Raw genomic sequence first — 21,318 nt, forward strand, 5'->3', positions numbered from 1 at the left:
ATTCGCACATCGATTCAAAAACATGAATAAGTCGCACATTGAGCCTAGTAAAAAAACATCAAACCCTCTATATTTGGTACACTAAAGGTGTCCTGTCTTGACGTCTTAATCGGCGTAGTGAACTAGGACGATTCCCGTCACCTTAGGAGACAATTTGGAGGATACTATGATTAAATTACTAGCCGACTCAACTTGCGATTTATCAGACGACATTTTAGCAAAATATGATATCGGTGTAGCTCCGCTCATCATCACGATGAACAATAAGTCGTATGAAGACCGCGTCGATATTCAGCCCGATGAGTTTTACGGAATGTTGGAAGCGCTACCGGAATTTCCGACGACGGCGATGCCGAGCCCGGCGACGTTTTTGAAGCTGATGGAAGATGCCGTCACGGCCGGCCATCACGAAATTTTATGTATCTGCATGTCGAGTGGGACGAGTGGTTCGTATCAATCGGCCGTGCTCGGCAAAGAATATTTTGAAGAGGCGCATCCGGATTCGACGGTGAAGATTCATATCGTCGATTCCCGTTCGATGAGCCACGGCAGCGGTTGGTTACTTATGAAGAGCGCACAGATGCGTGAAGCGGGTGCGACGTTCGAGGAACTCGTCGACTTCAATGAGGCGTATAAGATGAAAGTGAAACACTTCTTGTCGGTCGACGACTTGGATCATTTGATCAAGAGTGGCCGTATCTCGAACGCGAGCGCGATCATCGGCAAGCTGTTGATGGTCAAGCCGATCATGAGCATGAAGAACGGGAAAGGTGCCATCGTCGCCAAAGAACGCGGAACTCGGAAAGTGCTCAAGCACTACACGGACGAGTTCATTAAACGCTACGACAAAGACGTCACAAACTTCATCATCATCGGTTATACATCGGACCAGAAAATCGCTGAGAACTTGAAAGTGAAAATCCAAGCCGAATCGGACTTCGAAGGTGAGATTTATCTGATGCAGATGGGTGTCTCGGTCGGGACTCACGTCGGTCTAGGTGCGATCTCGATGTTCTTTGTGGAAAAGTGAAGCAGTGAAGCCGTCTCGTGATGAGACGGCTTTTTCTGTGGATAACGTTATCCACAGGCAGGGTCCGACCAGACGCGTTTGACTGAAAAAAAGTTATCCACAATTTCCAACTGATAGACGTCCGGATTACTAAGATTCCGCCACGTCTCGAAATCAAACTGGTTATCCACATGTTGTAACAAGAGCGCGAGCAGATTGCCGTGTGTCACGAGAATCGTCGGACCGTTTATTTGAGTGACGACGTCCAAAATCCGAGCAGTTGCGTCTAGGCCCGACTCAGCTTCGGGTAACTTGAACGAAGGGTCGTCGAACGAGTGGCGGAGTAGGTCGAACCAATCAGCCCGCGGTTCGAGCGAGAGGATGCGCTCACGAAGCTTCGGTTCCTGTTCAATCGTTAAGTTCCGCTCGTTAGCGACAGGTGTGATTGAAGCGACGGCCCGAGTGTAATCGCTCGAGATGATACGCTCGATCGGGACGTCTTCGAAAAAATCGCGCAAGGCGATCGCCTGGATTTGACCGGCTTCCGTGAGCGGAGCGTCCGGCTCTTGACCGGTGGCCGAACAGTGACGGACGAGGTAGATGGTTGGCATAGTGGATTCTCCTTGATCATTTTTGATGAGAAGATAATAATGAAATATATGTAAAACGATTTCATGTAATAGGAATTATTTCAATTTATTATAATTCGAACAGGAGGATCACATGAGTCATTTTACAGATCAATTAAAAAATTCTTTAGAAAAAGGATTTATTGATAAGAATCATCATCATATCAGCCCATTTAGACCAGAACTTTTGGTGAATCAACGATCAAAACGTCGAGATGTGCTCACCTCTCTCATTGAAGAGTTAAAGGTGTGTCAGATGTTTCAGTTCTCGGTTGCGTTTATTACTGAGTCTGGTTTGGCTACTATAAAATCAACGTTGTACGATTTGCATAAAAAAGGAATTCGAGGCAGAATCATAACTTCTACGTATCAATTTTTTAATCAACCGAAAGTGTTTAGAGAGCTCTTGAAGCTTGAAAATGTAGACGTGAGGATCGCTGATGTAGAAGCGTTTCATTCTAAAGGTTATATCTTTAAGCATAATGAGTACGTTTCTCTCATTGTCGGGAGTTCTAATTTAACGGCAGGTGCGTTAAAAACGAATTATGAATGGAATATCAAATTAACCTCTCATAAAGATGGTGAGATTATTTCGCATTTTTCAAATCAATTTGAAGAGATGTGGAATAAATCGAGTCCAATGACATCAGAATGGATTTCGTCGTATGAGAGTGTATATCGTCCTATGTTCGGCGAGCGAGTTGCCGAATTTCCGAGTGTATATGATACTAATCTACTCAAAGACGCGCTAGAGATCGAACCGAATACGATGCAACGTTCTGCCTTACATGGAATTGAAGCTGTTCGGTCTCAAGGAAATCAACGAGCGCTGGTGGTCTCTGCGACAGGCACTGGAAAAACATATTTAGCCGCTTTTGACGTGCGTCGTTATCGTCCGAACAGAATGTTATTTATTGTTCATCGGGAACAAATTTTACAAAAAGCGAAGACCGATTTTCATCGAGTCATTGGTGGACGAAGTGAAGATTTTGGCATTCTTTCTGGTTCGAGTAGAGCAATAGAGGCCAAGTATATCTTCGCGACGGTTCAAACGATTTCTAAACAAGAAACGTTAGATCAATTCGATCGAGATGCATTTGACTACGTATTGATCGATGAAAGTCATCGAGCAGGAGCTGTTTCTTATCAACGAGTTATTGAGCATTTCACGCCTACTTTTTTACTAGGTATGACGGCAACTCCTGAACGTTCAGATGGATATGATTTGTTTAAGTTGTTTGATTACAACATTGCATACGAGATTCGGTTGCAAGAAGCACTTGAAGAGGATATGTTATGCCCATTCCATTATTTTGGGGTAACGGATCTCGATATTGACGGGGTGCAAAAAGGAACAGAAGCGTTTAATCGCCTAGTGTCTGAAGAGAGAGTTAAGCAAATTATTGAAAAGACAGATTACTATGGATTTTCTGGAGATCGATTGTGTGGTTTGATATTTTGTAGTTCAAAACGAGAGGCAAAGAGACTCTCTGAAGAATTAAATAAGAATTGTTTTAGAACCTGTGCACTCACAGGTAGTGATGCGCAAGACAAACGAAATGAAGAAGTCGCTAAGCTTGAAGCTGGAGAGTTAGATTATATTCTAACAGTTGATATTTTTAACGAAGGAATCGATATTCCAAGCATCAATCAAGTTGTTATGTTACGTCAAACCGAATCAAGTATTATCTTTATTCAACAGTTAGGGCGGGGTCTGAGGAAGCATCAATCTAAAGACTATGTAACAGTTATTGATTTTATCGGAAACTATAAAAATAACTATTTGATCCCAGTAGCATTATCAGATGACCGTTCGCTAAACAAAGATACTATCAGAAGGAAAATGATTGAGAGAAGCTATATCTCGGGTACATCCACTATCAACTTCGAACAAGTTGCAAAAGAAAGAATTTATAAGTCTATTAACTCGACGAATTTAACTACAGAAAAAGTTATCAAAGGTGCTTATGAAAACTTAAAAAATCGACTTGGAAGAATACCAATGCTCATAGACTTTATTAAATACAATTCGATTGATCCGTTGATAATTGGTACACAAGGTAACACCAAGAGTCATTATGGACATTTATTATATAAATTAGATAATAGTCCCTCGTTATCAGAGGACCATTCAAAATTACTAGTGATGGTTACCCAAGAGCTATTAGCTGGTAAAAGAGTACATGAAAATTTACTATTACAGCTTCTTATAAACAAAGGATCAGTTTCTCAAAAAGAGTTCGAAAGTGAGCTGAACGACAAATCGATTTACTGTAACTTCGAGACCTTACAATCTGTAGAAAAAGTTTTGACACTCGAGTTTTTTGAGAATAAAGATCGAGTGAAATATGGGACCGAACCGCTCATTTCTATAAAGAGCAATAGATATCAATTGTCTTCGCATTTGAAATACTTGTTGAATAATAAGTGGTTTTATACGTTATTTGTTGATGTCATAGAGGCTTCTTTGGCAAGAAGTAAACGATATGATCAGACATATCCGTTAACGCGATTTGAAAAATACTCTAGAAAAGACGCATGTCGCTTATTAAATTGGGATAAAGACGAGAGTACGACGGTATATGGTTATAGAGCTAAGCATAATACATGTCCTATCTTTGCAAAGGTTAGAACCGAACAAAATATTCAAGATTTGAAATATGGTAATAAACTAGTTGATGTTGAAACATTGTCGTGGTACATGAAGGAGAAATCGAAAAAGAGACATCCAAACGTACAAAACATACTAAGTTATAAAGAAAATAATATAGCTCTCCATTTATTTTTAAACAAAGATATAGGAGACGATTTTTATTACATGGGTAAAGTAGATATCGAGGACTCGTCAGTAATTGATGCGGAAATGATAGCAGAAAAATCTCAAAAGCTTGTTCCTGTTGTAAAAATGAACTTACTCCTCCAAGAACATGTTGACCAACAAATCTACGACTACCTTCATGAACAAACGCATTGAAAAAAGCCGAGACGTGTTTTTTACACGTTCTCGGCTTTCGTCGTTTGATTGATGACGTCATTTACGGCAGGGATATCTGCTGGCGCCCAGACGAGGGAATGTAAGTTTTCTCGTTTCAACCAGATCAAAGCGTCATGTTCCGTTGCAACCGGAGTGCCTGACTTCAATTCAGCACGCAGTGAAATTAATTGAATGATAAACGTCTCATATTCATGAACGTGTTCATTAATCACTTCATGTGCTGTGATTTCACAGTTTAACTCTTCAAGAATTTCTCGCTCAAGTGCTTCTTGTAGATTTTCACCAGCTTCGACTTTCCCACCAGGAAACTCCCACATATTTGAGATAAGCATATCGGTTGAGCGAAGTGCGCACAAAATCTCTTGGTTCTCATTTTCGATTACAGCTGCTACAACTTTTACTTTTTTTTTCATACTTCTGACCTCGCTCTGTTCGTTTAGTTGCCTTCATCATACCATTCGAAACAAAGTGTGACGTCGGCGATTTCCGAAGTGTAAACTCGATAAAAAGTTTCATCTCTATTTTCACTACTTAACCCTTATCTTTCATCACAAAAGCGTTATAATCAGTATAACGAGTACAAAGAAACGATCGGCGAATGGGGATTTACTGAGTCGTTTCATACACAAATTCAGGGGAGAAGGATGGGGTTTTCATGAGCAGTGTCCAGAAGAGAACAGACGTCATTTTGATTGGTGCGGGAATTATGAGCGCGACGCTCGGGTCGCTCTTTAAAGAGCTCGTACCGGAGTGGGAAGTCAAAGTGTTCGAGAAGCTCGCAAGCGCAGGGGAAGAGAGCTCGAACGAGTGGAATAACGCAGGAACGGGGCATGCCGCCCTCTGCGAGTTGAACTATACGACCGAGAATTCGGACGGCACGCTCGACATCTCAAAAGCGATTAACGTCAACGAGCAGTTCCAAATCTCGCGCCAGTTTTGGGCGCATCTAGTGAACAAAGGATTGATCCAACAACCGGAAGACTTTATCCGCTCGATCCCACATATGAGCATGGTCCAAGGGGAGAAAGATATCCGCTTCTTGAAGAAACGTTTGGAAGCGCTAACAAATAATCCGTTGTTCGATGGTATGGTCTTATCGGACGATCCGGAGCAGTTGCGCGAATGGATGCCGATCGTCATGGAAGGTCGCACGATCGATGAGCCGATTGCCGCGACGAAAATTGACTCAGGGACGGATGTCAACTTTGGCGCGCTGACGCGGGTGCTGTTTGACCATTTGACGAATCATGATGTCGAGGTCAACTACAAGCATAGCGTCGAGGACGTGACACGGTTGCCAGACGGGCTATGGGAAGTGAAAGTGAAGGACATCGAGGCGAATACGATCGAGACGCATACGGCGCCGTTCCTCTTTATCGGCGGCGGTGGCGGCAGCTTGCCGCTGTTGCAAAAGACGGGTATCCCGGAGTCGAAGCATATCGGCGGATTCCCGGTGAGCGGGTTGTTCCTCGTCTGTAAAAACCGTGACGTCATCGAGCAGCACCACGCCAAAGTATACGGTAAGGCGAAAGTCGGCGCGCCGCCGATGTCGGTGCCGCATCTTGATACACGTTACATCGATGGACGGAAAGAGCTCTTGTTCGGACCGTTCGCCGGCTTTACGCCGAAGTTCTTGAAGACAGGCTCGAACCTCGACCTCATCCAATCGGTCAAACCGTACAACGTCGTGACGATGCTTGCGGCCGGGGCGAAAGAGATGCCGCTCACGAAATATTTGATCGAGCAAGTGCTCTTGTCGCACGACAAGCGGATGGACGAGCTCCGTGAGTTCATTCCGACCGCGAAAAACGAGGATTGGGAAATCGTCGCCGCTGGTCAGCGTGTGCAAGTCATTAAAGACACGCCAGCAGGCAAAGGCACGCTCCAATTCGGGACAGAAGTCGTCAGTGCGGAAGACGGTTCGGTCGCGGCGCTCCTCGGTGCGTCACCCGGTGCGTCGACAGCGGTCCACGTCATGTTGAAAGTGCTCGAGCAGTGCTTCCCTGAGCAGTTGCCGGAATGGGAGCCGAAGATCAAGCAAATGGTGCCATCGTACGGCGTCTCGCTCTCAGACCATCCTGAGCTGTTCAAGACGATCCACGAATCGACGGCAATGGCGCTCGGCTTGAAAGAAAAGGGTGTCGTGCACAATTGAATCGGTTGAAGCGAGAATGCGAAAATATTCTCGCTTTTTCTTTTGAATTGCAACATTAAAAAACCATATATTGGTTATAAATAAAAGGTGAATACCATCATGTAGGAGGTAGAGGATGGATAAAATCAAGCTTACACAGTGGGAAAGAAAAAAGTATGGTGCTTATCTCGAACACCTGCGAAAATATCCGGACAATTACGAGTATTGTGTCCTCCCTCATTACGAAGACTATATGGAGACGGCGAAGACGGAATGCGTCCAAATGGGTGATTGCTATGCTGTCCTGATGAAACAAGGGGATCATTATGTTTTGGTCGCCATATTGTTTGATATCGAGTCGGAAGTCACAGAAATATTGGAGTGGCTAGATCACACAGAAGTCCGGTGCCTCACGCCAACAACGGAGACAGTGATCGTTCGAGACGCATCCGAGATCTTGGATGAAGTAAAGTTCAAAGGGCAGCCGCTTTTGCTGATTGAGAAAGGGACTCAAACATTTTTGATTGATCCAGAAGACTTGAACGAAGTGACGGAAGCTTATGACCAGTACAACAAGATTAACAATACGGGATTAGCTGAAGATGTGACTTTACAGACTGATTGAGAGGAGACCGGGGCATGTATTCAGTTGAAATGTTAAAAAGTTGGGTCGAACGTGAGCCCCATCCCTACTATTTCCGACCGTTCGTCAGTAAATCCCCGAGTTCAAAAGGTAACGTCTTCATCGTTGGCATCAATCCAGCGACGCCGATGCATAAGGACGACTTTGCAAGTGCTGAAGAGTATATCGATACATTTTGTCATCGAGAGCAGTTTTTGGAGCGCGTGAAGACGATTCGCCGTTCGCAAGGGAAGACGGACTTATCACGCACGCGGATCGGCTTGAATAAATTTGTCGAAGATTTAGAGCTGAGGGCGAATGGAGAAGTTGAAGTGATTGAGACGAATATGAACGCCTATCCGACGAGACGAGCGAAAGATTTGCTTGGCGTAAATCCTGACTTGATTCAGTATGGGAATCGAGTGTTCCGAGAATTGTTATTCACCTATCGACCGAAAGTAATTATTGTCCATAGCAAACAGGCACTCGGCGAACTGCTCGGTTTGCTTGAAGAGGAGCACATGGTTCCACGTCAGACATTCAATCGAAACCTTCGACTCTGCGACTGGATTGCAAAAGGCCCGATTCCATTTACATACCGTGACGGTGGAATCGGGACGGTGCTATGCTCGAAGCATTTTATGTACCACGGGAACTTAGGGATGAGCTTCCAACCGTTGAAGGAACAAGTGTTACAGGCGTTCAGACAATAAAAAAAGACCACTTCATATAGAAGGGTCCAATCAAGTGGCGGCAACAGGTTCAGCGCTCAAATAAGCGGCAATCTGTTGATCGATGACTTCTTCCGACAAATGAAGCGCGAGTGAAAGTTCTTTCACAAGAATCGTTTTAGCGTTTTCTAAAATCTTACGATCCTGTTCATATAACTTTTTGTTCAACGAGACTGCTTCGGTTTGTCTCCGAGCAAGCGTGTTGATGACTTGAGCGATATCGTGACGGTTGCCCGAATGAACGACATGCAAGAATTCGCGGTTCCGGTTATTCGGATGGGGATTCCATTCGACACCAGGAGAGCGGAACGATTCGAGGATCTCTTTTGCTTCTTTAGCTTCCAAGAGTGTCAACATCATGACTTTGTCACTATCGACCGGAATACTGATCTGTAGCTTCTGCGCGTTGTTGATTGGATGGAGCGTATAGTACGACTTCGTCTCACCTGCGACCGTCATATCGGAAATTTCGTCAATGCGACAAACTCCGTGGGTCGAATAGATGATTAAATCATCAATTTTGAACAAATCGATCACCTCTTCCTAATATCCATTATAGAGGTAATTGATGTAAATTGTCAACCCGGTTGACATTGAAGGCCGCACAGACGGAAAAAACCTCTTCTTATGATGAGAAGAGATCAGAGTTTCCAGTCGGTTTGGAGCAACGTCTGCAATTGATTAAACGCATCGTCGCCGAGTGTCGTGGCAATTTTTTGTTCGAGATCGGCTTTTAGCGCCTCGTTTTGTTCATAACAGCGGATACCGAGGTCGGTCAGCTGAATGCATTTGTCTTTTCGGCTCGTCGGATGGTCGGTCACCGTGACGAGCTCTTTTGTCTTCAAGTTCTTGATCAGTTTATGGATCGCCTGGCGTGACACATGGACGTTCCGTGTCACTTCGGAGATGGTCGGATTCTTTCGGTAGATGCGGGCGAGGATGTACCATTCCGAGTTGGAGATGTAAATATCATGTTGTTCGTTCCATGCCCGTTCGCTAATGCGTCGGATTTGATCGTGGCGCTCACCGAGCAAATCCAAAAGGTGCGTTGGCGTAAGTTGTTCGTATGGAGTCAAATTGGTCACTCCTATTCTGTTTTGTCGTTCCTAACTATACAAAAGCGGATAGGGCGCGTCAATGCGCTAGTATCTCAATTTCAACTGAACAGATGATCATGTCATACGATGACCCAGTTTAGACGCTAGTAAAAAAACGAGACCAAATGGCCTCGTTTTTTTACTGGCATTCTTTATTTTTGAAATCGATGACCATTCGTCCTTGAATTTTACCTTGTTCCATCTCTTCGAAAATATCTTGGACTTCGTGGAGGCAACGTTTCTGGACGACCGGTACGACCTTTCCTTCGGCCCCGAACTGGAAAGCCTCTTCTAAGTCTTTACGTGTACCGACGAGTGATCCGACGACTTCGATGCCATCGAGGACGAGACGTGGGATATTCAAATCCATTGTTTCAGACGGAAGTCCGACCGCGACAACTTTTCCACACGCTCTTACAGCGTCGACCGCAGAGTTGAAGGCTACTTTTGAAACGGCCGTGACGACCGCTGCATGTGCGCCCCCGAGTTGCTCTTGGATGATTTTGTCCGCAGCGCCCTCTGTCACTGGATTGATGATCATATCGGCGCCGCTGTCTTTAGCGAGTTTGAGTTTGTCGTCATTGATGTCGACTGCGACGACGTACGCATTGAACACGTGTTTGGCGTACTGAATTGCTAGGTTACCAAGACCACCGCATCCGTAGATAACAACGATTTGACCTGGCTTCACGTCAGCCACTTTAATGGCTTTATACGTCGTGACACCGGCACACGTGATACTCGAAGCTTGTGCCGGATCGAGTCCGTCTGGTACTTTGACAGTGAAATCGGCCATTACGATACTTTGCTCGGCCATCCCGCCATCAACGCTATATCCAGCGTTTTGTACGTGGCGGCAGAACGTTTCGCGTCCAGTCGTACAGTACTCACAACGCCCGCAGGCATGATACATCCAGGCGATACTGACGCGGTCTCCGACTTTCAAACTCGTTACGTCGTCAGCAATTTTTGAAACGATCCCGATGCCTTCGTGTCCGAGTACGCGGCCTTGGACATCACCGAAATCTCCCGCGGCAACGTGTAGGTCCGTGTGACATACGCCACAATACTCGACGTCGACAAGCGCCTCTCCAGAATTTAGTGGACGCAACTCCTTTTCAACCACTTCGATATTCGCTTTGTTAGATGAATTGACTACGACTGCTTTCACTTTACCCCACGCTCCCCATCCTAATTATAGGTAATTAAAGATATGTAATTACCAAACTGACAAGAAAAGAATAGCATAAAAAAGGGAATGAAAACGCTTAACTAAAGGCGAAGTCTTGTCGCTTTCATGAACTTTTTTCACATAATGATTTTGGGGAACAGGATAAGACAGAACACGAAAGGAGGATGAATCGTGCCGACACGAACCGACCTGTTTCAAGCCTATAAACAGAAAATCATTGAGCTTCCTGACATGGACGAAACGACGTTGAAGAGCGAGATGTTCCTTCTTGAGGAAGACCCGAAGAAGCAATTGACCATTTATTATGCCCCGTTCGAATACATCAATCCGAACGCTAAAGTCGTCATTGCTGGCATCACACCGGGTCTTTATCAAATGCGACAGTCGTTCGAGGCGATCCGCGACTTAGCTGACGCTTCGGATGAAGCAGCGCTCCAGGCCGTCAAACAGCGCGGCAGCTTCTCAGGGCCGATCCGCAAGAACTTGGTGACGATGCTCGACGACTTGGACTTGCATCACCATCTCCAGATCGAGTCGACGCTCGACTTGTTCGGTGAGGCGAACCATCTCGTGCAGAACACCGCTGTGTTGCCTTATCCGGTTTTTTATAAAGGGAAAAACTATAACGGTTCGAGTCCGGACATGTTAAGAACGGAGCTGTTCCGTTCATACGTCGAGGGCAGTTTCGCCGACGAGATGGCCGTCCTCGAAGATGCGCTCATTTTACCGATGGGTGTCAACGTGCGTCGGGCCGTCGAGACGCTCGTCGCCCGAGGGCTCATCGCACCAGAACGTGTCGTGAGCGGGTTTCCGCATCCGTCAGGCGGAAACGGACACCGACATCGTATCTTCGCTGAGAACCGTGATGCGATGCGGTCTCATATCGCCGACCATTTCAAGCGGCACCCGATTTAAATGCACAAAAGGCAGAAAGCGTGATTGCGCTTTCTGTCTTTTCGAATGTTACATATATAGCACATAAATCATCATAACCGAGACAACAAGGAAGAGGAGGCTCATGACTCCTCCGGCCTTCATATAGTCCGCGTTGCGGTAACCACCCGGTCCCATGATGAAGGCGTTGACTTGATGGGTCGGTAAAATGAACGAGTTCGAAGCTGATACCGCGACAAGTAGCGCAAGACCGATCGGATCGATGTTGAACGTATCGGCCATCATCAGAACGAGCGGGACGAGCAAGACGGTCGCTGCCACGTTTGACATGAAGAGTGAGAAGAACATCGTGATGATCCCGATGATGAATAGAATTGCGAGCGTGCTCCACCCGCCAACGAGATTGACGATGGCATCCGCCGTATAAGCGGCAGCGCCACTCTTTTCAAAGGCTATACCGAGCGGGATGAGCCCGGCTAGTAAGAACACGGTCTTCCAGTCAATGGCTGGGTAAATCTCATCTTTCGGGATGACACCGAGTAAAATCATCAGCAGGGCTCCCGTAAAGAAGCTGAGCGACAGTGGAAAGCCGAGAAAGACGAGACCGAGGGCGACGATGATTGAAAACAAGGCTGGCTTTTTCTTGTTCTGCTGTGGTGCGAGTTCGGGTGCTTTCACATCGCTTAAAATCGCGACTTCGCGACCGTTCCGCAAATTGATCAAATCTTTCCAACTGCCGTAGACGACGAGTTGCATGCCGGCTTCGAACGGGACGTTTTCCAGTTTTGTCTGCGTACCGTCGCTTCCGACGATGGCAAGCGGCTCAAGTCGGAAATTTTTTCTGAAGCCAATATCGCGGAGCGTCTTCCCGATAAACGGCGACGTCGGCGGGATGATGATCTCAGCGAATCCGCTCTCGTCTTCATTTTCAAGCGAAGCGAAGTATTCAAGTTCAGGTTTGATGGTCAGTTCATAATCGGCCGCGAAGCGATTGATCGCCTCGTCCGTTCCGAGGATGGCGAGCGTCTGCCCGATGGCGAGGCGAGTCTTGCGCCAAGGGCCATAGACGTGGCTCTCACCTTCGCGAAGTGCGAGAATGTTGATCCCATACGTCGACCAAATATCGAGTTGTTCAATCGTTTGTCCGGCAAGGCGAGCGTTGACGTCGAGCTCATGGATGTCGGTCGTCAATTGATGCGTTTCTTCCATGAAAGAAGCGCTCGTCGTCTGCGTTTCCCCGGACGCTTTCGGCAAGACGAGGCCGCCCGCGAAGTAGAAGTAGAGGATGCCGGTCGCGAGCAAAACGAGACCGATTGGTGTGACAGCGAACAAGTTTAAAGCGTCAAACCCGGACTCGGTCAACAAGTCGTTCAAGATGATGAGCGGGCCCGAAGCGACCATCGTCAGTGTGCCCCCGAGAATGGCGGCAAACCCCATCGGCATGATCAGCTTGGAAGCCGGGATGTTGGCATTTTTACTGATCCGCTTCAAGGCCGGTAAAAATAAGGCGGCCGCACCGATGTTTTGCATGAACGCCGAGATGAGTCCTACGGTTGTCGATGTCGTTGCCATGACGTTCTTTTCTTTGACCCCGACTCGTTTCGTGATAAATTCTGCGACGACGGTCATGATGCCGGAACGTTCGACACCGTAACCGATCAACATAACCCCGATGACAGAAATGACAGCGTTTGACGCGAATCCAGAAAATGCCTCATTAGCCGTGATGACCCCGGTCCATGGCAAGATGACCATGATCAAGACGGCGACGAGGTCGGTCCGGAGTTTATCGGTGACGAATAAGACGATCGCTAGCGCCAAGACAGCGAAGGTCAATAATATTTCGGTAGTCATTCACATACCCCCTGTGGTATTTATTAATTTTATTATAAGTGTCTAGAAGGCTTAAAGTGAAGTAAAACGTACTTCAAGCTCAAACCGAACCATTCTGATGAGCCGCCTCAACTGACAATTGCTCTTTAGTTCGCTAAAATGAAGAACGGTTATCATCCACTTTTCCATCATGAAAGAAAGGGGACGGTCTATGATCACGTTAACGAATGTAAGCAAACAGTTTGGTCGTGACGAGGCGGTCCGCGACGTCTCGCTCCAGATTGAACGAGGAGAGATGTATGGTATCATCGGTGCGAGCGGTGCCGGTAAGTCGACACTGCTGCGCCTGATGAACTTGCTCGAGACGCCGGACGCAGGGACGGTCACGGTCGATGGGAACGAACTGACGAGTCTATCGAGCCGGCAACTCCGCGAACAGCGACACGTCATCGGGATGATCTTTCAACAGTTCAACCTCGTCGGCAACAAGACGGTATATGACAACGTGGTCGCCCCGCTTAAACTGGCACGACGACCGCAGGCGAAGCACGAGGAACGGGTGCTCGAATGCCTCCGCTTTGTCGGACTCGAGTCGTTTAAGGACAAGTACCCGGCCCAGCTGAGCGGCGGGCAAAAGCAACGCGTCGCCATCGCCCGGGCGCTCGCGAACGAACCGCACGTCTTGTTGTGTGACGAGCCGACTTCGTCGCTCGACCCGAACACGACGGCCGAAATCCTCGGCGTGCTGAAGTCGATCAACGAGGCGCTCGGTGTCACGATCGTCATCGTCACCCACGAGATGGACGTCATCAAGCAAGTGTGTGACCGCGTGACCGTCATGGCGGATGGATCGGTGTATGAGACGCTCGATCTCGTCCCGCGTGGTGTCCCGGAAATCGACAATAATCCGGCTTGGTTCGTCAACGAGTTGCGAAAGGCGGGTGAGCCGGATGCCTGACGTGCTCGTTCAATATCAGACCGAGATTTGGCGCTCGATCGGTGAGACGTTCATCATGGTCGGCGTCTCGATCCTCGCCGCCGTCCTCGTCGGCTTACCGCTCGGAACGTGGCTCTACTTGTCCCGGAAAGGGCAGTTGCTCGAGAATCGGGCCGTCTTCTCGGTGCTCAACTTGGTCGTCAACATCGTCCGCTCGTTCCCGTTCCTGCTCCTCGTCGTGTTTTTGATTCCATTTACGCGGCTCATCATCGGAACGGCGCTTGGGACGGCGGCAGCGACCGTGCCACTCTCGATCATCGCCATCGCCCACTACTCTCGTCTCGTCGAACAGTCGCTCCTAGACGTCCCGCGCGGCGTCGTCGAGGCGGCCGTATCGATGGGGGCGTCGATCAAAGACGTCATCTTCAAATTCTTATACGTCGAGGCCCGGTCCGGACTCGTCCTCGGGCTGACGACGTCGATCATCAGCTTCATCTCGTACTCGACCATCATGGGGGTGGTCGGGGGCGGCGGCATCGGCGACTTCGCCATCCGCTACGGCTATCAACAGTTCAAGACGGAGCTTATGCTGTATATGATCTTCATCATGCTCGTCTTCGTCCAGCTGATTCAGTTCACCGGTACGACGGTGGCCCGGGTCATCGATAAACGCTAATCACCTACAGAAAGAAGGAAAATCAATGAAAAAATTAATGGCACTCTTCGCCTCACTCACTCTCGTCCTCGCGGCGTGTGGAACTGACAACGAAACAACGACGGAAGCACCGACGAACGAGCCGCAGACGCTCAAAGTCGCCTCGCTCATCCCGCCGATGACCGACATGCTCGAGATCGCGAAAGACCAGCTCGCGGAAGACAACATCGAACTCGAAATCGTCGTCCTCGGCGACAACGTGCAACCGAACACGGCGCTCGCGGCGAAAGAAGTCGATGCGAACTTCTTCCAGCACGTCCCGTACATGGAAGAGTTCAACCGCAGCAATGACGCCAACCTCGTCCCGATCGAACCGATCTATTTCGCCAACTACGGCGTCTACTCGAAAGAGTACGACAACATCGACGACATCCCAGAAGGCGCGACGATCGCAATCGCGAACGACGTCTCGAACATCGACCGGTCACTCTCACTCCTCGCGCAACACGACGTGATCAAACTTGGGGAGAAGAATGGCTCGTACTACACGCAAGCGGACATTACGGATAACCCGAAAAACCTTAAGTTTGAAGAAGTCGACCTTCTCATGCTCGCGCGTGCCTATGACGACGTCGACGCGGTCCTCATGACGCCGGCGTACGCGGCACCGCTCAACCTTACACCGAAGAGCGACGCGCTCTTGACGGAAGGGGTCGAGAACGACTTCGCCATCACGCTCGTCGCCCGTGAAGACAATAAGGACGATGAAGCGATCCAGAAACTCGGTGAAGCGCTCACGAGTGACGAAGTCCGTGCGTTCTTAGAAGAGAATTACGACGAAACGGCGATCCCGGCGTTTTAATTAATTTTGCGCTCAAAGTGAAATGTGTTGTTCAAATGAATCAATGACTTGTTGCGCCACGCGTATATAGTCTTGTTCCAACTGAGCTGATTCGTAAGAGAACCAAATATCGTCTTCATATGGAGAATGACTGCCTAGTCTTCGTCGCGCGTCGACGTCGACATCGTGGGCGGTCATTTTTTGTGGGCTGATTTGTTCTCCCCAAGGTGTCAGAAAAACAGTGGCTGGAGCTTGAGCCAACACGACAGTGAACGAGCCACCATGACGATTGAATTGAAAGGTGACTAAATCCATTTGGTCTGATTGAACGCGCCGAAAGTGAGGAAACGAGCCTTTGAATTGATGCGACCGTAAATAAGGAACTACCTCTCGTTTCAGGATGACAATCATGTTTTTTCGTTGTTGTGATAGCATAAGATTCTCCTTTGAGTGGTTTAGTTCGAATATATAGAAAAACAGGATTGAGCGCACGCTCAATCCTGTTTTGTTAAAACTCTTCATACTCTCTCGGGTCTTGGTTGTCGATGCGGCCATCCGGTTTCGTCAACGCATTGATGGTCTCCATCTCGTCCTCGGTCAACTCGAAGTTGAAGACGTCGAGATTTTCTTGTTGGTGTAGCTCGCTCGACGAACGCGGGAGCGGGATGACGCCAAGCTGGATGTGCCAACGCAGGATGACTTGCGACACGGTCTTACCTTTTTGGTTGGCGAGCTCGGTGATCGTCTCGTCATGAATGACTGTCCGGGCCCGGCTGAGCGGACTCCACGCCTCAGTGACGATATCTCGCTCTTTGTCGGCTTGACGTTGCTCGACTTGGGAGAAGTAGGGATGGAGCTCGATTTGGTTGATGACCGGTGTCTCACCCGTCTCTTCGATCAAGCGATCGAGATGCTCAGGCATGAAGTTCGAGACGCCGATCGAGCGGATCCATCCGTTCTTTTTCGCTTGGATGAGCGCGCGCCATGCCTCGACGTATTTATCTTGCTTCGGGTTCGGCCAGTGGAGTAAAAATAAGTCCCAATAGTCTAGGTTGGCCCGGTAGAGCGATTCTTGAATCATATTGAGGGCCTCATCATAATCGAAATATTGACCACGCAGTTTCGACGTCAAAAATAACTGCTCACGCGGGATGCCGGACTGCCGGACTGCTTCCCCGAGCGCGCCTTCGTTATCGTAGCGAATCGCTGAGTCGATGAGACGATAACCGTTACGGATCGCGCTAGTGATGGCGTCGACACCGGCCTCACCTCGTAAGAAGACAGTGCCGAGTCCGATAGCCGGAATCTCGTAACCGTCGTGTAGTTTGATGGTCGGAATGTTCATAAAATGCCTCCTCATTCAAAATCCGTTCTCTTGTCCGCTATTCCACTTTCCCGGGGAATGAAACGTTTGAACTGTATTAAAAACTATTTTTATACAAAATAGCCTTGACTGATTGAGGCAGGTAAAGAATAATACTTATGTTGATAATGATTATCATTATCTATGAAAAGAAGCGGAAAGGAATTGACGTGCGACTCATTCGAGCAAAATCAAATTTAATTAAATTTACGTATTGGATACTTTTTGGCTTATGTTCAATCGTAATTGTGTCAAGTTACTCAATTGCAGTCGGAGCAGCCACAATCCCTATTTCTACTATTCAAGATGCCATTTTTCATTATGATTCATCCAATACCCAACATGTTGTGATTTGGGATTTACGTTTGCCAAGAGTGTTTGCGGCTATACTCGTTGGAGCATCATTTGCCGTAGCTGGAGCCATTATGCAAGGAGTGACACGAAATAGCTTAGCGGATCCTGGTATTCTTGGAATTAACGCAGGCGCCGCATTCGCATTGGCGATTTCATTCGTATTTTTCCCGAACATCTCGTTCACGCTGTTAATGTTTATTACGTTCATCGGAGCTGTAATAAGTATGGGCTTAACGTTCGGTGTGACGAGCTTGTACGGTCAAGTTACCGCACTGCGTCTCGTGTTGGCTGGTTCGGCAGTCTCGGCCTTATTCTTTGCTTTAAGTGAAGCAGTCACCATCTATTTTAAAGTGTCGCAAGATGTGGCATTTTGGTATGCCGGAGGACTCATCGGTGTTTCGTTCGAACAATTAAAAGTCGTGGCACCATGGATTGTCGCCATGTTGATGTTTGCGATTCTATTCAGTCGCAAAGTTACGACGTTAAGTCTTGGTGAAGATGTGGCGATTGGTTTAGGAGAAGATGTTAAGAAATCGAAATTTATACTAGCTTTAGTCGTTCTACTGTTAGCCGGTGCCTCGGTCTCGATGGTCGGTCCAATCGGCTTTATCGGTTTAGTTGTTCCTCATATGGTTCGCGGGATTGTCGGAGTTGACTATCGATACATCATTCCTTGTTCGGCTATATACGGTGCTTTGTTATTGCTTATCTCTGATCTGTTGGCCCGAACCATCAATCCACCTTATGAAATCCCAGTGGGTGCAATTTTAGCTTTGATTGGGGTCCCGTTCTTCCTACACATCGCGAGAAAAGCGAGGCGTGAACTATGAGAAAGCCATATATTGCTTGGACCGGTATGCTCATTGTGAGTTGGTGGATGGTCGCACTGTATAGCATCAATTCAGGGTTCATATCCCTTACTCCACAAGAAGTGTTAGACACCCTCTTCGGTCAAGGGACAAGTCAACAGACAATGATCTTGTTCGATTTGAGGTTGCCGCGAATTTTCTTGGCTTCATTCATCGGCTTCGGACTTGCTATTTCAGGGGCTACTTTACAAGCGACGATGCGAAACAGCTTAGCTGAACCAGGTATATTAGGCATCAATGGCGGGGCAGGGCTATTCGTCGTATTATTCGTCACTTTGTTGCCGACCACTTCAAACGAGTGGATTCAAGCGGTCAGCTTACCGGTGGTCGCGCTAATCGGTGGGGTGCTAACCGCCTTCATCATTTATGTGTTAGCTTACAATCGGAACGAAGGAACACCGCCGATTCGGTTAATTCTAGTTGGAATCGGTGTGGCGTCTGGAATGAGTGCGTTAATGATCGTATTGACACTTGCGTTGAATCCTTTTCAGTACCAATTCACAAAACTTTGGTTGGCCGGCAGTATTTGGGGTGCTTCTTGGGAAAAAGTTGCTTCACTGCTCCCTTGGCTCTTGATCGGTGGAGGGCTCTTAATGTACCGCAGCCGCTATTTAGATGTGTTGACGTTTAAAGAAGACATGGCTGTCGGCTTAGGGGTGAAAGTGGAACAGACCCGGCTGTGGTTGAGCTGGATTGCGGTAGCGGTTGCTAGCGCTTGTGTGGCCGTCGGTGGCGGCATTAGCTTTGTCGGTTTGATCGCACCTCACTTGACGAAGCAACTGATCGGGACAAAGCATCGGTATGTTATTCCGATTTCAGGTCTAGTGGGAGCACTGCTCGTTTTGACAGCTGACACAATCGGACGCCTTATTTTACAGCCTAGTGAGATACCGGCGGGAATTGTTATCGCAATCATCGGAGCCCCTTACTTTTTACATTTGCTCACTAAAAAAATATAAACAGAAAGCAGGATGAGATATGAAACATTTATGGCTTGCCACAATGGCGGCACTCCTTTTAGTGATCGGTGTTGGATGTGCCCAGTCAGAGACTGAGACGAAAACAGCGACGACTGAAAAACGAACGATTGAACATGCCGGAGGGACGACAGAACTTTCATCAGATGTTGAGAAGGTAGTCGTTCTTGTCCCTGGATGGGAAGATTATTTGTTGTCACTCGGCATTACGCCGGTCGGTGTCACGAATGGTTTTGAGCAAATTGGCGATGGGGTCTTGCCTTATCTACAAGAAGATTTGAAAGATGCCCAGCGTGTCGGTGACCCATATCAAGGGAATTTTGAAGCGATTATGGCGACAGAACCAGACGTTATCATCGGGGATGTCTGGTTGAAAGAATCTTATGACCAATTGAACGCGATTGCGCCGACCATATTGATTGGTTCGGAAGAGGGAGACGTGGACCCGAAAGAGTGGGAGACGAACTTTTTGAAAGTAGCAGAAGTGTTCGGTAAAGAAACAGAAGCGGAAAATATCATCCAACAGACAAATGATCGTGCGGAAGAGTTATCTGCGCAATTTGAAACTGAACTAGGGGATGAAAAAGTTGCATTCCTTCGCGTGCGCCCGAAAGATCGAGGTCTTAACATTTATGCGAAAACAGATCATCCGTTGAACACGTTGATGTATGAGAATCTGAAATTAAATGCCGCGAACATGGTACCAGCGGATGGCGGATCGAGTGAATTATCTTTCGAAAAAGTGCCTGAAATTGACGCTGACCATTTATTTTTCCAAGTCGACAATAACGGGAAAGCTCACATGGAAGAGATTAAAAACAGTAACCTTTGGCAATCCGTCCCGGCCGTTCAGAAGAATCAAGTCTACCCTGACGACTATTGGGTATACATGGCCTGGGGACCTAAAGGACGAAATTTGATCATGGATCAACTTGAAGGACATCTATTGAAATAAGCCGCACAGAAAGGAGGAGTCATGATGACTGATGAAATGCATCGCTATTTAAAAGACGAATATGGAATTGTGATCGATTCGACGTCATCACCAGACTTTGCTTACGATGAGTTGCTGACGGATGCAAGTGTGGTCTCTTCCCTTCTACGGTATCAACAAGAGCAAATGGAAAACTGTCATCCGGTCGTGGCAGGGACACTGTTTGCCAAACGCTATTCGGTTTTGTTCATGGGTTTACTCGACGCATTCAATCGATTCGATTGTCTAGTAATTCCACGTCTTAATAGCGGCGGGATTCGGTGCATCGAGGATGGTTGTATGGAATTTGTCATTCATGAATATGACGTGTTTTCGTCTCAAGACGGACGCGACGCGAACGAGGCCTGGGTTCGCTGGCTTGCCAGTCACCTTACTCCTTTGCTAACAAAAGTTTCAGACGAAACAAAAGCAAAATTGTCTCACATGTATAGCCTGATTTCACATAATCTATTTCAAGTCGATTTACAGATGCACCAATCAGAGCCTGAACATACAGACGAATATCGACAGAACCTGCATACGCTGATCGATGACGGAGTGAAAAGCGCGAATCCGTTGAATATGACGTTCAAGCTAATCGATAATGGAACTGAGAGCTATTATGTGCGCAAACATTGTTGCTTGGCGTACGTGAAACAAAATCGTGATCGTTCCTCATGTTGCGGAACGTGTCCGTTGTTGCATAATTGATTTGTTGAAACCGCTCGTGCGTTGCCGAGCGGTTTTTGAATGCGTTCATTTCGATTGAGGAATTATTATTTTTTGAGATAATATGAGTGAGGTGATCAGGATGAAATGGTGGTGGACAATCGGTTTGATAGTGGCGGTGACGTTACTTTACGTGAATAATGCGTGGTACGGAGGTGCGGCGACATTTGGTGTGCCGATCGGTTGGATGATTTCGATATTGATTTTAGTGAAGCTCACGTATCCGAGACGTAAAGTATGGTCCGCATTTGTGAGTGTGTTTTTAGTCAGCGCTACAATCGTACTTTCGATTCCGACTTACTCGGTCGCTGCCGCGGAACAAGAACTGTCCACAACGTACGGGAGCGTCACTTATACGGAAAGTGTGCGAACGAACGGGGACGACTGGAATCCGTTCGTCCCAACTGTCGCTTATGTATTTGAAACGGAAACGGGGGAGTCGATCCTGTTCATCCCGGATACTGGGAAGTCGTTTGAACTATAA

At 47.5% G+C, this 21,318-nt stretch carries 22 protein-coding genes; 14 read left to right on the plus strand and 8 right to left on the minus strand.

Features of this window, described 5'->3' with window-relative positions:
• The first annotated feature begins 166 nt into the window (after positions 1-166).
• Complete coding sequence (locus tag BJU60_RS05985; protein WP_070327997.1) at positions 167-1,030, plus strand: DegV family protein; 864 nt, start codon at positions 167-169, stop codon at positions 1,028-1,030.
• A 47-nt stretch (positions 1,031-1,077) separates the two neighbouring features.
• Here the strand turns inward: BJU60_RS05985 and BJU60_RS05990 are convergent, their stop codons facing one another.
• Positions 1,078-1,620 carry a histidine phosphatase family protein gene (locus tag BJU60_RS05990; protein WP_070327998.1) on the minus strand — a complete coding sequence of 181 codons (543 nt, stop codon included), beginning with the start codon at positions 1,618-1,620 and terminating at the stop codon, positions 1,078-1,080.
• A 112-nt stretch (positions 1,621-1,732) separates the two neighbouring features.
• Between BJU60_RS05990 and BJU60_RS05995 the strand changes: the two genes are divergently transcribed.
• Complete coding sequence (locus BJU60_RS05995) at positions 1,733-4,612, plus strand: DUF3427 domain-containing protein (RefSeq protein ID WP_070327999.1); 2,880 nt, start codon at positions 1,733-1,735, stop codon at positions 4,610-4,612.
• A 20-nt stretch (positions 4,613-4,632) separates the two neighbouring features.
• On the opposite strand, the gene BJU60_RS06000 is transcribed toward BJU60_RS05995, so the two are convergent.
• Complete coding sequence (locus BJU60_RS06000; RefSeq protein WP_070328000.1) at positions 4,633-5,046, minus strand: (deoxy)nucleoside triphosphate pyrophosphohydrolase; 414 nt, start codon at positions 5,044-5,046, stop codon at positions 4,633-4,635.
• A 242-nt stretch (positions 5,047-5,288) separates the two neighbouring features.
• Here BJU60_RS06000 and mqo point away from each other — a divergent pair, with 242 nt between their 5' ends.
• The 3 genes from mqo (at position 5,289) to BJU60_RS06015 (ending at position 8,102) form a co-directional block, all read left to right on the plus strand.
• Positions 5,289-6,788, plus strand: a complete 1,500-nt coding sequence (gene mqo, locus BJU60_RS06005; RefSeq protein WP_070328001.1) for a malate dehydrogenase (quinone) — start codon at positions 5,289-5,291, stop codon at positions 6,786-6,788.
• 115 nt (positions 6,789-6,903) lie between these two features.
• Positions 6,904-7,392: a hypothetical protein gene (locus tag BJU60_RS06010; RefSeq protein ID WP_070328002.1), complete on the plus strand. Its 489-nt coding sequence runs from the start codon at positions 6,904-6,906 to the stop codon at positions 7,390-7,392.
• Between the two features lie 14 nt (positions 7,393-7,406).
• A complete protein-coding gene (locus BJU60_RS06015; protein ID WP_070328003.1) occupies positions 7,407-8,102 on the plus strand; it encodes a hypothetical protein in 696 nt (231 codons plus the stop codon).
• 30 nt (positions 8,103-8,132) lie between these two features.
• On the opposite strand, the gene BJU60_RS06020 is transcribed toward BJU60_RS06015, so the two are convergent.
• The 3 genes from BJU60_RS06020 to adhP all read right to left on the minus strand — a co-directional run bounded on the left by BJU60_RS06020 (position 8,133) and on the right by adhP (position 10,388).
• A complete protein-coding gene (locus BJU60_RS06020; protein ID WP_016510581.1) occupies positions 8,133-8,657 on the minus strand; it encodes a CarD family transcriptional regulator in 525 nt (174 codons plus the stop codon).
• Positions 8,658-8,761: 104 nt separating this feature from the next.
• Entirely contained in the window at positions 8,762-9,196 is a 435-nt protein-coding gene (locus BJU60_RS06025) for a MarR family winged helix-turn-helix transcriptional regulator (protein ID WP_070328004.1), read from the minus strand.
• A 160-nt stretch (positions 9,197-9,356) separates the two neighbouring features.
• A complete protein-coding gene (adhP, locus tag BJU60_RS06030) occupies positions 9,357-10,388 on the minus strand; it encodes an alcohol dehydrogenase AdhP (protein ID WP_070328005.1) in 1,032 nt (343 codons plus the stop codon).
• A gap of 192 nt (positions 10,389-10,580) precedes the next feature.
• Here adhP and BJU60_RS06035 point away from each other — a divergent pair, with 192 nt between their 5' ends.
• On the plus strand, positions 10,581-11,324 hold the full coding sequence (locus tag BJU60_RS06035; protein ID WP_083274032.1) for a hypothetical protein: 744 nt from the start codon (positions 10,581-10,583) through the stop codon (positions 11,322-11,324).
• Positions 11,325-11,372: 48 nt separating this feature from the next.
• On the opposite strand, the gene BJU60_RS06040 is transcribed toward BJU60_RS06035, so the two are convergent.
• Positions 11,373-13,157, minus strand: coding sequence for an SLC13 family permease (locus tag BJU60_RS06040; RefSeq protein WP_070328006.1), 1,785 nt, complete (start codon positions 13,155-13,157; stop codon positions 11,373-11,375).
• 190 nt (positions 13,158-13,347) lie between these two features.
• On the opposite strand from BJU60_RS06040, the gene BJU60_RS06045 reads away from it, so the two are divergent.
• Genes BJU60_RS06045 through BJU60_RS06055 form a run of 3 tightly spaced genes read left to right on the plus strand, consistent with a single transcriptional unit; the run spans position 13,348 to position 15,590 of the window.
• Positions 13,348-14,094, plus strand: a complete 747-nt coding sequence (locus BJU60_RS06045) for a methionine ABC transporter ATP-binding protein (protein ID WP_070328007.1) — start codon at positions 13,348-13,350, stop codon at positions 14,092-14,094.
• On the plus strand, positions 14,087-14,749 hold the full coding sequence (locus BJU60_RS06050) for a methionine ABC transporter permease (protein ID WP_070328008.1): 663 nt from the start codon (positions 14,087-14,089) through the stop codon (positions 14,747-14,749). The genes BJU60_RS06045 and BJU60_RS06050 overlap by 8 nt, the downstream gene beginning before the upstream one ends.
• 25 nt (positions 14,750-14,774) lie before the next feature.
• Positions 14,775-15,590 (plus strand): MetQ/NlpA family ABC transporter substrate-binding protein, encoded by an 816-nt coding sequence (locus BJU60_RS06055; protein WP_070328009.1) that lies wholly within the window; start codon positions 14,775-14,777, stop codon positions 15,588-15,590.
• Between the two features lie 12 nt (positions 15,591-15,602).
• Here BJU60_RS06055 and BJU60_RS06060 read toward each other — a convergent pair whose 3' ends face one another.
• Both BJU60_RS06060 and BJU60_RS06065 read right to left on the minus strand, forming a co-directional pair.
• On the minus strand, positions 15,603-16,124 hold the full coding sequence (locus BJU60_RS06060; RefSeq protein ID WP_083274033.1) for a DUF4304 domain-containing protein: 522 nt from the start codon (positions 16,122-16,124) through the stop codon (positions 15,603-15,605).
• On the minus strand, positions 16,078-16,914 hold the full coding sequence (locus tag BJU60_RS06065) for an aldo/keto reductase (RefSeq protein WP_070328011.1): 837 nt from the start codon (positions 16,912-16,914) through the stop codon (positions 16,078-16,080). Before BJU60_RS06065 ends, BJU60_RS06060 begins: the two co-directional genes overlap by 47 nt.
• Before the next feature lie 137 nt (positions 16,915-17,051).
• Between BJU60_RS06065 and BJU60_RS06070 the strand changes: the two genes are divergently transcribed.
• From BJU60_RS06070 to BJU60_RS06090, 5 genes are all read left to right on the plus strand, one after another.
• Positions 17,052-18,116, plus strand: a complete 1,065-nt coding sequence (locus tag BJU60_RS06070) for an iron ABC transporter permease (RefSeq protein ID WP_141737227.1) — start codon at positions 17,052-17,054, stop codon at positions 18,114-18,116.
• Positions 18,113-19,114, plus strand: coding sequence for a FecCD family ABC transporter permease (locus tag BJU60_RS06075; protein ID WP_070328012.1), 1,002 nt, complete (start codon positions 18,113-18,115; stop codon positions 19,112-19,114). Before BJU60_RS06070 ends, BJU60_RS06075 begins: the two co-directional genes overlap by 4 nt.
• Positions 19,115-19,133: 19 nt before the next feature.
• Positions 19,134-20,087 carry an ABC transporter substrate-binding protein gene (locus BJU60_RS06080; RefSeq protein WP_070328013.1) on the plus strand — a complete coding sequence of 318 codons (954 nt, stop codon included), beginning with the start codon at positions 19,134-19,136 and terminating at the stop codon, positions 20,085-20,087.
• A 24-nt stretch (positions 20,088-20,111) separates the two neighbouring features.
• Positions 20,112-20,816 carry a hypothetical protein gene (locus BJU60_RS06085; protein WP_070328014.1) on the plus strand — a complete coding sequence of 235 codons (705 nt, stop codon included), beginning with the start codon at positions 20,112-20,114 and terminating at the stop codon, positions 20,814-20,816.
• 100 nt (positions 20,817-20,916) lie between these two features.
• Positions 20,917-21,318, plus strand: coding sequence for a hypothetical protein (locus tag BJU60_RS06090; protein ID WP_070328015.1), 402 nt, complete (start codon positions 20,917-20,919; stop codon positions 21,316-21,318).

Source organism: Exiguobacterium aurantiacum (assembly GCF_001766415.1).
Lineage (GTDB): Bacteria > Bacillota > Bacilli > Exiguobacteriales > Exiguobacteriaceae > Exiguobacterium > Exiguobacterium aurantiacum_A.

Coding starts and splice junctions, on each gene's coding strand:
- BJU60_RS06050 (WP_070328008.1), top strand. CDS start 14,087: ATGCCTGACGTGCTCGTTCAATATCAGACCGAGATTTGGCGCTCGATC.
- BJU60_RS06045 (WP_070328007.1), top strand. CDS start 13,348: ATGATCACGTTAACGAATGTAAGCAAACAGTTTGGTCGTGACGAGGCG.
- BJU60_RS05995 (WP_070327999.1), top strand. CDS start 1,733: ATGAGTCATTTTACAGATCAATTAAAAAATTCTTTAGAAAAAGGATTT.
- mqo (WP_070328001.1), top strand. CDS start 5,289: ATGAGCAGTGTCCAGAAGAGAACAGACGTCATTTTGATTGGTGCGGGA.
- BJU60_RS06080 (WP_070328013.1), top strand. CDS start 19,134: ATGAAACATTTATGGCTTGCCACAATGGCGGCACTCCTTTTAGTGATC.
- BJU60_RS06015 (WP_070328003.1), top strand. CDS start 7,407: ATGTATTCAGTTGAAATGTTAAAAAGTTGGGTCGAACGTGAGCCCCAT.
- BJU60_RS06060 (WP_083274033.1), bottom strand. CDS start 16,124: ATGGCCGCATCGACAACCAAGACCCGAGAGAGTATGAAGAGTTTTAAC.
- BJU60_RS06000 (WP_070328000.1), bottom strand. CDS start 5,046: ATGAAAAAAAAAGTAAAAGTTGTAGCAGCTGTAATCGAAAATGAGAAC.
- BJU60_RS06085 (WP_070328014.1), top strand. CDS start 20,112: ATGACTGATGAAATGCATCGCTATTTAAAAGACGAATATGGAATTGTG.
- BJU60_RS05990 (WP_070327998.1), bottom strand. CDS start 1,620: ATGCCAACCATCTACCTCGTCCGTCACTGTTCGGCCACCGGTCAAGAG.
- BJU60_RS05985 (WP_070327997.1), top strand. CDS start 167: ATGATTAAATTACTAGCCGACTCAACTTGCGATTTATCAGACGACATT.
- BJU60_RS06010 (WP_070328002.1), top strand. CDS start 6,904: ATGGATAAAATCAAGCTTACACAGTGGGAAAGAAAAAAGTATGGTGCT.
- BJU60_RS06070 (WP_141737227.1), top strand. CDS start 17,052: ATGTTGATAATGATTATCATTATCTATGAAAAGAAGCGGAAAGGAATT.
- BJU60_RS06090 (WP_070328015.1), top strand. CDS start 20,917: ATGAAATGGTGGTGGACAATCGGTTTGATAGTGGCGGTGACGTTACTT.
- BJU60_RS06065 (WP_070328011.1), bottom strand. CDS start 16,914: ATGAACATTCCGACCATCAAACTACACGACGGTTACGAGATTCCGGCT.
- BJU60_RS06040 (WP_070328006.1), bottom strand. CDS start 13,157: ATGACTACCGAAATATTATTGACCTTCGCTGTCTTGGCGCTAGCGATC.
- BJU60_RS06075 (WP_070328012.1), top strand. CDS start 18,113: ATGAGAAAGCCATATATTGCTTGGACCGGTATGCTCATTGTGAGTTGG.
- BJU60_RS06055 (WP_070328009.1), top strand. CDS start 14,775: ATGAAAAAATTAATGGCACTCTTCGCCTCACTCACTCTCGTCCTCGCG.